Origin of the sequence: Micromonospora sp. NPDC049175 (assembly GCF_043197345.1) — a bacterium.
GTDB lineage: Bacteria > Actinomycetota > Actinomycetes > Mycobacteriales > Micromonosporaceae > Micromonospora.
The window spans coordinates 1-13,439 of record NZ_JBICSY010000007.1 but is presented as its reverse complement, the minus strand read 5'-3'; the positions used below and the strand labels follow the sequence as shown (position 1 = coordinate 13,439).

Annotated in this window: 15 protein-coding genes; 8 read left to right on the top strand and 7 right to left on the bottom strand. The window is 71.5% G+C overall.

What is annotated here, in order from left to right; translation table 11 throughout:
• Positions 1-56: 56 nt before the first annotated feature.
• The 3 genes from ACGFH8_RS25995 (at position 57) to ACGFH8_RS25985 (ending at position 3,146) form a co-directional block, all read left to right on the top strand.
• The gene (locus ACGFH8_RS25995) at positions 57-701 is read left to right on the top strand and encodes a TetR/AcrR family transcriptional regulator (protein WP_393371823.1); all 645 of its coding nucleotides are present in this window, start codon (positions 57-59) and stop codon (positions 699-701) included.
• 229 nt (positions 702-930) lie between these two features.
• A complete protein-coding gene (locus ACGFH8_RS25990; RefSeq protein WP_393371820.1) occupies positions 931-2,196 on the top strand; it encodes an AGE family epimerase/isomerase in 1,266 nt (421 codons plus the stop codon).
• Positions 2,193-3,146 carry a carbohydrate kinase gene (locus ACGFH8_RS25985; RefSeq protein WP_393371817.1) on the top strand — a complete coding sequence of 318 codons (954 nt, stop codon included), beginning with the start codon at positions 2,193-2,195 and terminating at the stop codon, positions 3,144-3,146. The genes ACGFH8_RS25990 and ACGFH8_RS25985 overlap by 4 nt, the downstream gene beginning before the upstream one ends.
• A 161-nt stretch (positions 3,147-3,307) precedes the next feature.
• Here the strand turns inward: ACGFH8_RS25985 and ACGFH8_RS25980 are convergent, their stop codons facing one another.
• The 3 genes from ACGFH8_RS25980 to ACGFH8_RS25970 all read right to left on the bottom strand — a co-directional run bounded on the left by ACGFH8_RS25980 (position 3,308) and on the right by ACGFH8_RS25970 (position 6,890).
• Complete coding sequence (locus ACGFH8_RS25980) at positions 3,308-4,279, bottom strand: LacI family DNA-binding transcriptional regulator (RefSeq protein ID WP_393372418.1); 972 nt, start codon at positions 4,277-4,279, stop codon at positions 3,308-3,310.
• A 71-nt stretch (positions 4,280-4,350) separates the two neighbouring features.
• Positions 4,351-5,730, bottom strand: coding sequence for an FAD-dependent oxidoreductase (locus ACGFH8_RS25975; RefSeq protein WP_393371814.1), 1,380 nt, complete (start codon positions 5,728-5,730; stop codon positions 4,351-4,353).
• 23 nt (positions 5,731-5,753) lie between these two features.
• A complete protein-coding gene (locus ACGFH8_RS25970) occupies positions 5,754-6,890 on the bottom strand; it encodes a glutamate--cysteine ligase (protein ID WP_393371811.1) in 1,137 nt (378 codons plus the stop codon).
• A gap of 160 nt (positions 6,891-7,050) precedes the next feature.
• On the opposite strand from ACGFH8_RS25970, the gene ACGFH8_RS25965 reads away from it, so the two are divergent.
• Together ACGFH8_RS25965 and ACGFH8_RS25960 are read left to right on the top strand one after the other, a co-directional pair.
• Positions 7,051-7,344, top strand: coding sequence for a DUF6412 domain-containing protein (locus tag ACGFH8_RS25965; RefSeq protein ID WP_357246498.1), 294 nt, complete (start codon positions 7,051-7,053; stop codon positions 7,342-7,344).
• A gap of 117 nt (positions 7,345-7,461) precedes the next feature.
• A complete protein-coding gene (locus tag ACGFH8_RS25960; protein ID WP_393371808.1) occupies positions 7,462-8,208 on the top strand; it encodes a YidC/Oxa1 family membrane protein insertase in 747 nt (248 codons plus the stop codon).
• An 8-nt stretch (positions 8,209-8,216) separates the two neighbouring features.
• On the opposite strand, the gene ACGFH8_RS25955 is transcribed toward ACGFH8_RS25960, so the two are convergent.
• Together ACGFH8_RS25955 and ACGFH8_RS25950 are read right to left on the bottom strand one after the other, a co-directional pair.
• Complete coding sequence (locus ACGFH8_RS25955; protein ID WP_393371806.1) at positions 8,217-8,888, bottom strand: DedA family protein; 672 nt, start codon at positions 8,886-8,888, stop codon at positions 8,217-8,219.
• Positions 8,889-8,945: 57 nt separating this feature from the next.
• Positions 8,946-9,560 (bottom strand): DUF1349 domain-containing protein, encoded by a 615-nt coding sequence (locus ACGFH8_RS25950; RefSeq protein WP_393371803.1) that lies wholly within the window; start codon positions 9,558-9,560, stop codon positions 8,946-8,948.
• A gap of 57 nt (positions 9,561-9,617) precedes the next feature.
• On the opposite strand from ACGFH8_RS25950, the gene ACGFH8_RS25945 reads away from it, so the two are divergent.
• Both ACGFH8_RS25945 and fabG read left to right on the top strand, forming a co-directional pair.
• Complete coding sequence (locus tag ACGFH8_RS25945; protein WP_393371800.1) at positions 9,618-11,270, top strand: alpha-amylase family protein; 1,653 nt, start codon at positions 9,618-9,620, stop codon at positions 11,268-11,270.
• A 43-nt stretch (positions 11,271-11,313) separates the two neighbouring features.
• Entirely contained in the window at positions 11,314-12,072 is a 759-nt protein-coding gene (gene fabG, locus ACGFH8_RS25940) for a 3-oxoacyl-ACP reductase FabG (RefSeq protein WP_393371797.1), read from the top strand.
• A 151-nt stretch (positions 12,073-12,223) separates the two neighbouring features.
• Here the strand turns inward: fabG and ACGFH8_RS25935 are convergent, their stop codons facing one another.
• The gene (locus ACGFH8_RS25935) at positions 12,224-12,640 is read right to left on the bottom strand and encodes a hypothetical protein (protein WP_393371795.1); all 417 of its coding nucleotides are present in this window, start codon (positions 12,638-12,640) and stop codon (positions 12,224-12,226) included.
• Entirely contained in the window at positions 12,633-13,025 is a 393-nt protein-coding gene (locus ACGFH8_RS25930) for a hypothetical protein (RefSeq protein WP_393371792.1), read from the bottom strand. The genes ACGFH8_RS25935 and ACGFH8_RS25930 overlap by 8 nt, the downstream gene beginning before the upstream one ends.
• An 80-nt stretch (positions 13,026-13,105) precedes the next feature.
• On the opposite strand from ACGFH8_RS25930, the gene ACGFH8_RS25925 reads away from it, so the two are divergent.
• Entirely contained in the window at positions 13,106-13,378 is a 273-nt protein-coding gene (locus tag ACGFH8_RS25925) for a hypothetical protein (RefSeq protein ID WP_393371789.1), read from the top strand.
• Positions 13,379-13,439: the final 61 nt, after the last annotated feature.

The following is a 13,439-nucleotide window of genomic DNA, read 5'->3' as shown; positions in this document are numbered from 1 at the left end:
GTTGTTCCTCCACTTGCGCAGTGTAAGTGAAAGACTTCCATCCGTATACTGGCTGGGTGAAGAACGAGAGCCCTCGGCTCCGGGCCGACGCCAGGCACAACCGCGAGCAGATCATCGAGGCCGCCCGCGCGCTCATCGCCGAACGCGGGGTCGACGTGCCGATGGAGGAGGTGGCCCGCCGTGCCGGTGTCGGGGCCGCCACCCTCTATCGCCGCTTCCCCGACCGTGAGGCTCTGGTGCGCGGGGTGGCACTTGACGGCTTCGACCGTGTGGTCGCCATCGCGCGCGATGCCGAGGACGAGGAGCCGGACGCGTGGCGTGCGCTGGCACGCTTCATCCGCCGGGCCGCCGCCGAGCTGCGGCTGGCCACCTGGCTGTCGATCTGGTTCACCAGCACCTGGGAGCAACTGCACGCCGAGCCCGAGGAGCAGCGGCTGCGTCAAGCCCTGCTGAAGATCCTCGACCGGCTCGTCCGCCGTGCCCAGGCCGACGGTGATCTGCGTCGCGACGTGGACGCCGGCGACCTGACCCTCATGATGGCGCTGCTGCTGCGGCCGTTGCCCGGTCTGCGCGCCGAACTCACCCAACGCAGCGTGGACCGCTTCCTGATCCTCATGCTCGAGGGTCTGCGTGCCGGCCCGGACATCCAAGACCTTCCCCCCGCCGAGATCGGCCTGACCGACCTCGGGGGCGCCCGATGAATTGTGGGGACCAGCCAGCGTGGCGGGCCGGAATTGACAGTCGGCCGGCTGTCGGAGCAGGGTTGAGTTGTGACAACGATGTCAACGGGCAAACAGGAGGAAAACGCTCATGATCCTTCGTTGCGCCTGCGGCGTGAGGCCGTACCGTTGACGGTTTTGCGGCGCGGACCCGGTCCGTCCGCCGATCCTGGCCGTATGTCCCTTTCCTACCCGACGGTGACCAGCTGAGATGACCGACGTGCCCCGACCCGACGCCACCACGACCCCGGCTCCCGCAGGGTCACCCGACCTACCCGACCTGGACGACTTCCTCGCCGACCAGACCCGCACGCTGCTCGACACGGCCCGCCGCGCGGTCCGGGCCGAGGGCGGCTTCTGGTGGTTGACCGACGACCGCACCCCGGATCGTGGCGAACCGGTGTACACCTGGATCACCTGCCGGATGACCCACGTGGCAGCCCTCGCCCACCTGGGCGGCGACCCGGACGCCGCCGCCCTTGTCGACCACGGAATCGCCGCGCTCGGCACCCTGCTGCGCGACGACCGGTACGGCGGCTGGTTCGGCGCGGTGGACCAGCAGGGGACGCCCGTCGACGACCGCAAGGCCGGCTACGACCACGCGTTCGTGCTGCTCGCCGCATCCAGCGCCGCGCGCGCCGGCCGGCCCGGCGCGGAGGAGTTGCTCGCCGACGTGCTGACCGTGGTGCGCGACCGGTTCTGGGACGACGAGGTGGGCGCGGTCCGCGAATCGTGGAACCGGGACTGGACGGTCACCGAGGACTACCGCGGCGCGAACAGCAGCATGCACATGGTCGAGGCGTTCCTCGCCGCTGCCGCCGCCACCGGCGACGCTAACTGGGCCGACCGCGCCCTGCGGATCGCCTACCACCTGGTGCACACCGAGGCCGCCCGGCACGACTGGCGGCTGCCCGAGCACTTCACCGCCGACTGGACGCCGCAGCTCGACTACAACCGGGACCAGCCCGCCGACCAGTTCCGGCCGTACGGCTCGACGATGGGCCACTGGTTGGAGTGGGCCCGGCTGCTGCTGGAGTTGGAGGCGGTCCTGCCGCATCCGCCCCGCTGGCTGCTCACCGACGCCCGTCACCTGTTCGCCGCCGCCGTACGCCGGGGCTGGGCCGTGGACGGCGCCGACGGTTTCGTCTACACGATCGACTGGGACGACCGGCCGGTGGTGCGCTCCCGGATGCACTGGGTGCTCGCCGAGGCCATCGGGGCGGCGGTGACCCTGCACCGCCGCACCGGCGACGACGTCTACGCCGACTGGTACCGGGCCTTCTGGGCGTACGCGCGCCGCTACCTGGTCGACGGCACCGGCTGGCGGCACGAGTTGGACGCGCGGAATCTGCCCGCCGACACGGTCTGGCACGGTCGGCCGGACGTCTACCACGCGTACCAGGCGGTGCTGCTGTCCCGCTCGGCCACCGGGCTCGGTGGCCCCGGCCCGCTCGCGCCGGGCGAGGTGACCGCATGATCGTGGTCGCGGGTGAGGCGCTCATCGACCTGGTGGTCACCGCCGACGGGGAGCGGGCCGTGCCGGGTGGCTCCCCGGCGAACGTGGCCGTCACCCTGGCCCGGCTCGACCAGCCGGTGCGGCTGCTGGCCCGGCTCGGCGCCGACGAGTACGGTCGGCAGCTCGCCGCGCACCTCAGCGCCAACCGGGTGGAGTTGGACTGGGCGGTCCGCGCCCCGGAGCCCACCTCGGTGGCGGTGGCGACGTTGGACGCCAACGGGCAGGCCAGCTACGAGTTCCGGCTGGCGGGCACCGCGGACTGGCAGTGGACGCCGGAGGAGTTGCCCGACCTGACCGGGGCGCCGGCGACCGCGCTGCACACCGGGTCCCTCGCGCTCGCGCTGGCGCCCGGAGCGCAGGTGCTGGAAGACCTGCTCACCCGCGAACACCGCCGGAACGGGCTCACCGTCTCGATCGACCTCAACCTGCGGCCGAGCATCGTCACCGACCGGGCGGCCGAGCAGGCCAGGGTACGACGCCAGGTGCCCCTCGCGAACCTGGTGAAGGCCAGCGACGAGGACCTGGCCTGGCTCTACCCGGACCGGTCGGTGGGCGACGTGCTGGCCGAGTGGCGCGACGCCGGGGTGTCCTGCGCGCTGGTGACCCGGGGTGGCGAGGGCGTCTGGCTGCTCGCCCCGAACGGATCGCTGTACGAGCAACCGGCGGTACGCACCACAGTGGTCGACACCGTCGGGGCCGGTGACTCGTTCACCGGCGGCCTGCTGGCCGCGCTGGCCGACCTCGACGCGCTCGGCGACCGGCCGGCCGACCGGCTCGCCGGGGTGACCGAGCAGCAGTGGGACGCGGTGCTCCGACAGGCCGCGACGGTGGCCGCGCTGACCTGCGCCCGCCAAGGCGCCGACCCGCCCCGCAAAGCAGAAGTCCAAGCCCTCCTCACCCCGACCCCGTAACCCCTGCCCCCACCCTGCCCCGCGATCTTGCACTTTCTGCGGTGATGAACCGCCCTATCTCGGGCGAAACGACAACCGAAAGTGCAAGATCGCGAGGGCGAGGGCGAGGGCGAGGGCGAGGGCGAGGGCGAGGGCGAGGGCGAGGGCGGGGTGGGGGCGGGTTAGGTTAGGCCTCGTTTGAGGAGTTTGGTGGGGAGGACCGTGGTGGACGGCGGGGTGTCGTCGTCGCCGGCGATTCGCTGGAACAGCCGCTCGGTGGCTACCCGGGCCAGCTCTCGGGTGTCGTAGGCGACCACGGTCAGCGGCCGGGGCATCAGGTGGGACAGTTCGAAGTCGTCGAAGCCGACAAGCGCGGCGGCACTGCCCCGGCGGTGCAGCTCCTGGAGCGCGCCGACGGTGAGCCGGTTGTTGGCGCAGAAGAAGGCCGTCGGCGGGTCCGCCCGGTCGAGCAGCGCGGCGACCGCCCGCCCGGCCTCCTCGGGCGCGATGAGCCGCTCGCAGATCAGCGAATCGTCCGCGTCGACCCCGGCCCCGGCCAGCGCCGCCCGCGCCCCGGCCAGTCGTTCGCGCATCGTGGGCACGCTCGGCGCGCCGAGCAGCAGGCCGATCCGGCGGTGCCCCTGGTCGAGCAACGCGCCGACACCGGCGTGGCTGCCGCCCCGGTTGTCCAACAACACGGCGTCGGCGTGCAGCCCCTGCGGCGGCCGGTCCAGGAACACCACGGGCATCCCCAGCTCCACCTCGCGCCTCAGGAACGAGTGGTCGAGGCCCGCCGGCACCACGAGCAGCCCGTCGACCCGACGCTGGGTGAAGTCCTGGAGCAGGGCGCGTTCCCGCTCCGGATCCTCCTCCGACGAGGCGGTGATCAGCATCGTGCCGTGGGCGGCGGCGATCTCGGCGGCGACACTGGCGATCGTCGCGTAGAACGGGTTGGCGATCTCCTCGATGAGCAGCCCCACCGTGGCGTTGAGCTGCCGGGACCGAAGGTTGCGGGCGATGTCGTTGCGCCGGAAACCCAGCTCGGCAATGGCCGCCAGCACCCGGTTGACCAGCTCCTGACCCACCGGCTCGTCGTTGACCACCCGGGAGACCGTCTTCAGGCTGACCCCGGCGTGCCGGGCCACGTCGACCATCGTCGGGCGCCGACGCGTCGTCGGCCGGGTCGGAGTCTGGGTCACGGGTGGTCCTCCACGGCGGGCACCGGTCAGCGGTCGAGGGCAGCGAGCGCGTCGACCGCCTTCCGGGCGGCGACGAGCACCGGATCCCACACCGGCGCGTACGGCGGAGCGTAGCCCAGGTCCAGTGATGTCATATCGTCCACCGTCATGCCGTTCCAGAGTGCCACGGCAAGCGTGTCGATCCGTTTGGCCGCCTCGGACCAGCCGACGATCTGCGCGCCGAGCAACCGGCCGCTGGGCCGTTCGGCGATCAACTTGACGGTCATCGGCCGCGCGCCGGGGTAGTAGCCGGCCCGGTTCGTCGATTCGGCGACCACCGAGACGAAGTCGAAGCCGGCCAGGGTGGCCTCCCGCTCCCGCAGGCCGGTGCGCCCCACCTCCAGGTCGCAGACCTTCGTCACGGCCGTGCCGATCACGCCGGCGAAGGTGGCGTACCCGCCGCCGATGTTGATCCCGGCCGCGCGGCCCTGCTTGTTGGCGTGCGTGCCCAGCGGCACGTGCACAGGCATCCCGCTGACCCGGTGCAACGTCTCCACACAGTCGCCCGCCGCCCAGACGCCGGACAACCCGGCCACCCGCATCCGGCGGTCCACCCGGATTCCTCCGGTCGGCCCGATCGGGAAACCGGCAGCCTCGGCGAGCGCGGTGTTGGGGCGTACTCCCAGGCCCAGGACCACGACGTCGGCCGGGATCGGCCCCTCGGCCGTGACCACCGCGGACACCCGGCCGTCCCGCTGGTCCAGGCCGGTCACCGGCAGGTCGGTACGGATCGTGACACCCACGTCGCGCATCGCGGCGGCGACCAGCTCGGCCATGTCGCCGTCGACGGTCGCCATGGGCTGTGAGCCCGCCTCGATCAGGGTCACCGACAGGCCGCGCAGGATCAGCGCCTCGGCCATCTCGACGCCGATGTAGCCGCCGCCGACCACCACGGCCCGGCCCGGCCGCGGCTCGGCGTCCAGCCACTCGCGCAGCGCCGCCCCGTCGTCGAGGGTCTGCATGCCGAACACGCCGCCCGCGTCGGTGGCCGCCCAGGGCGGTTGCACCGGCACCGCGCCGGTGGCGTACATCAGGTCGTCGAAGCGCTCGCGGACCTCGCCGCCGCCTTCCAGGTCCCGGGCGACCACCTCGCGGCGGTCCAGGTCGATGGCCGTGACCTCGTGGCGCAGCCGGACGTCCATCGCGTACTTCGTGCGGAACGTCTCCGGGTCCCGGGCGATCAACGCCTCCGGGCCGTCCACCAGACCACTGATCCAGTACGGGATGCCACACGCCGAGTAGGAGGTGAAGTGGCCCCGCTCGAAGACCACGATCTCCAGGTCGTCGCGGTCGCGGCGGCGTCGGGCCTGGGACGCCGCCGACATGCCGGCGGCGTCCCCGCCGATAACGATCAGCCGTTGCGCCACGGCCTCATCCTGTCACGTCGTGATCAGCCACGGGTCTGTCGTGCGACGTCCTGCACCACGTCGGTGAGTCGGCCGGTGCGCTCGTACACCGCGCGCTGCCGGGCCGCGCCGCTGCCGTGCCGACGCAACCCACCCAGCAGGTCGGTGACCTCGGCCCAGTCGCCGTGCTGCTCCAGCGCCGGCCGCAGCCGCTCGACGAACCGGTCCAGCAACTCCCAGGCCGGGCGCACCTCGCCGGTGGTGACGTCGACGGCGTCGCCCTCCAGGCCGTCGTGCGCGGCCCGCCAGTGTGCCCCGACCAGCAGGTGGTGGTCGGTCTGCAACGCCGGCCGGCCGGCCTCGACATCGGCCATCGCGGTGGCCACCAGGGCCCGCACCAGGGCGGCGACCAGCACCGCGTCGTCCACCGACGGGCAGACGTCGCCGATCCGCAGCTCCACCGTCGGGTACTTCGCCGACAGGCGGGCGTACCAGTAGAGCATCCCCTCGTCGAGCATCACCCCACTGGAGATCAACTGACGGATCAGCCGCTGGTAGTGCTCGTGCGACTCCAGCCACGGCGTCGGCGCCACCGAGGGCCAGCGCTCCCACTCCACCGAGCGCCAACTCGCGTAACCGGTGTCCTCGCCCCGGGAGAACGGGGAGTTGGTGGTCATCGCGTGCAGCATCGGCAGCCAGGGGCGTACGTGGTTGAGCACCTGCACACCGGTCTCCGGATCGGGGACACCGACGTGCACGTGCATGCCGTTGTTGCCCGGACCCGGGACGAGCAGCCGGAACCGCTCGATCATCCGGTCGAAGCGGGGCTTGTCCACCACCGGCGGCACCGGACCGTCCACCGGACCCGTGCCGATGGCGAGTAGGCGTACGCCGGCCCGCTCGGCGGCGTCGGAGAGTGCCCGCCGCAGTACGCCGAGGGAGTGCCTGATCGACGAAAGCTCCAGGCCGGGCGGACTGCCGATCTCGATCTGACTGGTCTGGAACTCCCGCTCCACCTGCCCGCGAAGTTCGGCCGGCACCTGCTCCATCACCAGGTCGACGGCCGGGACCGCGGCCCCGGTGTGCGGGTCGACGAGCAGGAACTCCTCCTCGACACCCACGGTGAGCAATCCGGTCGCCCCAGCCATCTCGCTGGGCGCCTCCGCCACCTGACCGGTCATCGACACCACCGTCCGTTCCTACCGTTCGCGGTCCATCCGCGTCGGTGCCCTGTCTGGTTACCCAACGTGGCGACACCGGGAAACGTGGCGTGGCTTGCCGTGCCCGGGCGTGCCGCCGGTTTCGGCGAGACGACGTGACAGCGGGTCCTATGCTGAGCCCGTGCCGGTGCCACTGGGGTTTGTCGGGGTCGCGTGGATGGTCGCGTTCGCCCAGCTCACCCTGCTCGCCGGCCGTCCGACCGACCTGCTCGCGGGTGCCGCGCTGACCGCCCTGGTGCTGCTCGCCGTGGTGCTCGCGGCGCGGGTGCTCGGCAGATCGGGCACGCCCGGCACCGGGCCGCGGTGGGCCGGGCTGCGGGCCCGGTCCCGTGGTCGCCGAATGCCCCGGCAGATCGACCCGGACGCCGCCGGTCGCCCTCGCCCCCGTGCACCGGGACACCCCTCGGCCGCGTAGCGCCACGCCGCCACGCGGCCGATCCCGCCGTCACCGGTCCCCCTGTCGAGCGTCGCTCGTGCTGTCGGCCGTCGCTCAGGGGAGGACCCCACCGGAATCGGACCCGAGGGGTTGTCCATGCTTGCCTTCGCACCACTGCACGACGTCGTCGGCGCTGCCGGCACGGCACTGTCCTGGCTCACCGACCTGCTCGCACCGCTCGCCGGCGGCATGGCGACCGCCGCCGCCATCGTGCTGTTCACCATCGCCGTCCGGCTGTTGATCTCGCCGCTCACCGTCGCGCAGGTCCGCGGCGAGCGGCGCCGCGCGGCGCTCGCCCCGCAGGTGCGCGACCTCCAGCGGCGGTACGCCGACGACCCGGCGGCGCTTCAGCGCGAGGTGTTCGCGCTGTACCGGGAGGCCGGCGCCAACCCGATCACCGGCTGCCTGCCGTTGCTGCTCCAGGCGCCGTTCCTGCTCGTGCTCTACCGGCTGTTCAGCACCAACGAGGGCGGCACCGGGCTGCTCGACGAGCGGCTCGCCGGGGTGCCGCTGGGCCACCACCTCACCGACGGTGTGACCGGGGCGGCCGGCCCGCTCTTCGCCGTACTGCTGGCAGTGCTGGTCGCGGTGGCCTGGTGGTCGTCGCGGCGGGCACGGCGTGCGTCGGCGGCCGTCGGCACGGTGGCCGGTACGCCCACCGAGGGGCCGGGGGCGGCCGTGCTCGGGCGGCTGCTGCCCCTGCTGCCGTTCACGACTGTGCTGGTGGCGCTGGTGCTGCCGCTCGCCGCGGTCATCTATCTCGTGACCACGAGCGTGTGGTCGGCGGTCGAGCAGGCGATCCTGCGCCGGCCGCAGGCCGTGGCGGCGCCGGCCGACAGGTAAGACGCGGATCAGCGACCGGCGGTCACCGACCGCCGGTCGTCGCGCTCCCGGCGCTTGCGAACCTTGCGGATCACCCAACTGGCGACCATCACCACGAAGACCGCGCCGATCGCGTAGTTGAACCAGTCGCTGTAGCGCGCCACGTCCTGCCAACGGCTCCCGAGCCCGTAGCCGGCCCCGACGATCAGACCGTTCCACACGCCGCTGCCGATCGTGGTGAACAGGATGAACTCGCCCAGCGGCATCCGGTTGGCCCCGGCCGGAACGGAGACCAGACTGCGGACGACGGGCACCACCCGACCGATCAGCACCGCCCACCGGCCGTGCCGCTCGAACCACTTGTCGGCCCTCTCCAGGTCGTCGCTGTCGACGAGCGGGATGCGGTCCAACCACCGCTTGAGCCGCTCCTCGCCGAGCGCCGCGCCGAGCCAGTACAGCACCAGCGCGCCGACGAGCGAGCCGACCGTCGCGGCAAGCATCACGAGCAGGACGTTGAACTGCCCCTCGTGGGCCAGGAAGCCGGCGAGCGCCAACACGATCTCGCTGGGGATCGGCGGGACGATGCTCTCCAACGCCACCAACAGCGCCACGCCCACCGGGCCCATCACCTCGATCACCGAGGCCACCCAACCGGTCAACCCGGTGAACTCGGCCGGGTCGCCACTCTGGGCGTACGCCATGGTCGTCCTTCCGGTCGGCTGTCGGGGATCAGAAGGTCTTACCCGGTAAGGCGATTGCTACACCTCGGGGTGCAGCGCGGCGTCCGCCGGCCCCTGCCGCCAGCCGGTGAACACCACGGTCAGGCCGGCGCGCGACGGCGCACAGCAGAACGGCCCGGCCACCGCCTCGGCCGCCGGATCCAGCGGGGTGAGCCGGACCAGTCGCCACGGCTCGTCGTCGGCGCGGGCGCGGACGGTCAGCGCGTCGCCGGCCCGGCTGACCCGGACGGTCACCTCCCGGCCCACCCACTGCGGCACCGGCGCCACCGACCAGTCGGAGAACTCCCGGGTCACCACCGCGCCGACCTGCGCCTCACCGTCGCTGATCTCGACGCCGGCCTTGGTCCAGGTCCGCTCGTCGACACGGACGAACGCACCGGCCTGGTCGAACTGCTCCGCGAAGTCGAGCCGGAAACTCACCTCCGTGGCGGTGCCGACCGGCAGGGGGGCCAGCAGCGCCGGGCCGTTGTCGTGGACGAACCCGTAGCTGGTCCGCCGCCAGAAGTCGCTCTCCGCCGCCGGTTCGACGACGAGCTGGCCGGTCGGGCCCTCCTCGACGCGTACGGGCGGGTGCAGCCACCGGCCCGCAGACCAGTCCAACGGTTCGCTCGGCGGTACGAGGTCGTTTCCCATGACAGGCACGATAGCCAAGGGTTTGCCGCGGTGATCGAACGGAGATGTTCCTCCGGCATGGGTGACCGTTGGTATTCCGAAGCCGTCGTCTACTGCCTCGACATCGACACGTACGCCGACTCCGACGGCGACGGGGTCGGTGACATCCGTGGGCTCATCGGGAGGCTCGACTACCTGGCCCGGCTCGGCGTGACCTGCCTGTGGCTGCACCCGATCCACCCGTCGCCCAACCGCGACGACGGCTACGACGCCACCGACTTCTACAACGTGGACCCGCGCTTCGGCACCCTCGGCGACTTCGCCGAGCTGCTGCACCAGGCCCAGAACCGGGGCATCCGGGTGATCATCGACCTGGTGGTCAACCACACCTCCGACGAGCACCCGTGGTTCCAGTCCGCCCGGTCCTCGCCGGACTCGCCGTACCGCGACTGGTACGTCTGGTCCGACACCGAGCCGGCCGACCGGCACCAGGGCATGGTCTTCCCGGGTGAGCAGGACGAGACCTGGAGCTACGACCGGACCGCCAAGGCGTGGTTCTACCACCGGTTCTACAAGTTCCAGCCGGACCTCAACTTCGCCAACCCGCAGGTCCGGGCCGAGATCAAGAAGATCATGTCGTTCTGGCTCCAGCTCGGCGTCTCCGGCTTCCGGATGGACGCGGTGCCGTTCATCATCGAGCTGACCGAGCCGGGCAACCCGAACTCCCCGAAGGACTTCGAGTTCCTCACCGAGATGCGCCAGCACGTGCAGTGGCGTCGCGGCGACGCCGTCCTGCTGGCCGAGGCGAACGTCGAACCGGACCAACTGCCGACGTTCTTCGGCGACACCAGCGGGTCGGGCAACCGGATCCACATGCTCTTCGACTTCATGCTCAACGGGCGACTCATGCTCTCCCTGGCCCGGCAGGACCCGGAGCAGTTGATCGACGCGTTGCACGACACCCCGAAACTGCCCGTCGGTGGGCAGTGGGCCACCTTCCTGCGCAACCACGACGAGATCGACCTGTCCCGGCTGACGACCGAACAGCGCAACCAGGTGTACGCGGAGTTCGGCCCGGACGAGAACATGCGCATCTACGACCGGGGCATCCGTCGCCGGCTCGCCCCGATGCTCGGCAACGACCGACGGCGCATCGAGCTGGCGTACGCACTGCAGTTCTCCATGCGCGGCACGCCCGTGCTGCGCTACGGCGAGGAGATCGGGATGGGCGAGGACCTGTCGCTGCGCGGTCGGGACGCGATCCGTACCCCGATGCAGTGGTCGTACAAGCCGAACGCCGGCTTCTCCACGGCGGACCCGGAGAAGCTGATCCGCCCGGTGATCGACAAGGGTGAGTTCGGCTACCAGAACATCAACGTCACCGCCCAGCGTAGCGACCCGAAGTCGCTGCTCGCCTGGTTCGAGCGCATGATCCGCACGCTGCGGGAGGCTCCGGAGATCGGCTCCGGCTCGACCACCCACATCGACGTGCCGGTGCCGCCCGGCGTGCTGACGCACCGGGCGGACGGGCCCACCGGGACCATGGTCTTCGTGCACAACCTGGGCACCGACGACGTCGAGGTGGACCTGAGCAGTCTCGAACCGGAGGCCGACATGCCGATCGACGTGCTCACCGACCGTGGCTACGGCGAGTTGGGCAAGCTGGGCGCGGTGAAGGTCTCCGGCCACGGATACCGGTGGATTCGCCTATGCCGGGGGCCGGCCTGTTGACGTTAAGCTCCTCCGATCGACCCCACGTTACCGGGAGGTAATCATGTCGGAGGAGCCCCGCGTCGCCATCGTCACCGGAGCCGCACGCGGTATCGGCGCGGCCACCGCCCGGCGGCTGGCCGCCGACGGAATGGCCGTCGCCGTGGTCGACATCGAGGAGACAGCCACCAAGGAGACGGTGGACGCCATCGCCGCCGCCGGCGGCCGGGCGCTCGGAGTCGGCGCCGACGTGTCCGACCGGGACCAGGTCGAGGCGGCGGTGGCCCGGGTCGCGGCGGAGCTGGGCGCGCCCGCCGTGCTCGTCAACAACGCCGGTGTGCTCCGCGACAACCTGCTGTTCAAGATGACGAACGCCGACTGGGACACGGTGATGGGGGTGCACCTACGGGGCGCGTTCCTGTTCAGCCAGGCCGCCCAGAAGCACATGGTGGACCGGAAGTGGGGGCGAATCGTCAACCTCTCCAGCACCTCCGCGTTGGGCAACCGGGGTCAGGCGAACTACGCCGCCGCGAAGGCCGGCCTCCAGGGCTTCACGAAGACGCTCGCCATCGAGTTGGGGCCGTTCGGGGTGACAGTCAACGCGGTCGCGCCCGGCTTCATCGTCACCGACATGACCGCTGCCACCGCCGCCCGGGTGAAGGTCGACTTCGAGGACTTCAAGAAGCACGCGGCGTCCGAGATCCCGGTGCGTCGACCGGGGTTCCCGGAGGACGTCGCGCACACCATCTCGTTCCTGGCGAGCGAGGGTGCCGGCTTCGTCTCCGGTCAGGTCATCTACGTCGCCGGCGGGCCCCGGGACTGACACGTCCTCCCGACGAGGGCGCTCCTTCGGGAAGGGGTGCCCTCGTCGCCGCGGATCACTGTCGCTGGTCGCTGTCGCTGGTCGCTGGTCGCTGGCCGCTGGCCGCTGCCGCTGCCGCAGGTGGCGGCTGAGCCCGCGACGGTCCGTTCTTTCAGGCGGGGGCGCGACGGGTGCGCCAGAGCCAGATCAGGCCGAGCACCGGCAACACAAGCGGGATGTAGCCGTACCCGCTGCCGAACTGCGACCAGACCGTCTCGTCCGGGAACAGCTCCTTGTCGACGAGGCTCAGGATGCCGACCGCGACCACCCCCACCAACTCCACGGAACAGCAGGCCAGCGCGACCCGTCGGCCGGTGTGCCCGGCCCGGGCCAACCCCACCGCCGCCACGATGTAGATGAGCGCCGCCACCCCCGAGAGCAGGTACGCCACCGGGGCCTCGTCGAACTTGGTGGCGAGTTGCAGACCGGCCCGGCTTGTCGCCGCGATGGCGAAGAGCAGGTAGACCGCGATCAGCAGCCGACCGGGGCCGGCGTTCGTGGCGCGTCCGGCCGGTCGTGTCTCAACCACCGAGCACCTCCCAGGTCTGCTGCAACCGGACCACCACCACCGGGGCCACCAGGCAGACCGCGCAGACGATCGCCGAACCCCAACGGGTCGGCTCCATCCGGGCCAGCACCCAGGCCAACGGCGGCAGACACACAAGCGTGACCAGATAACCGAAGAATGCGCCGGGCTCACCGGGCCGCTCGCCGCCGCCGACCGCGACCAGGGCCAGCACGCTCAACACGAGCAATGCCACTTCGAGTACGCCAAGGCCGATGAACTGCACCCGGTCCGGTGGCCGTTGGCGTACCGCGGCCACCAGCGCCCACACCGCGACGAGCAGCGACAGCACGATCGACACCGTCGCGACGATGCCGTCCACCGGCGAGTCGGCGCTCACGCTTGCCACCGGACCTGCCCGGTCGTCGTTGCCTCGGTCACCGGCACAGCCTACTAACCGTCGTAGTAATCAAGTGACCCCACCTCGCCGTGGTCGGCGTGGTCCTGGTCGGCGTGGTCGTGTTCGGCGTGGCCGGCTTCGGGTTGGCCGTGTTCGGCGTGGCCGCCCCCGGCGTGGCCGCCCCCGGCGTGGTCGCCCTCGGTTTGGCCATCTTTTGCTTGGCCGCCTTCGAGGCCGGCTGTCCTGCACCGCCCGTCGCGCTTCGGCCGCGATTCGGCGGTGCTTCGGCCGCGCGTCGCGAGATCTTGGACACTTTCCGTTCGCGCGGAACTATTCAGTCCCATGACATCTGTCAGTGTTGAAGTCCCGATACATGTGTCACTCGGTAGGGATCTTGGGCGTGCTGGTTCATGGTGCCGGGTA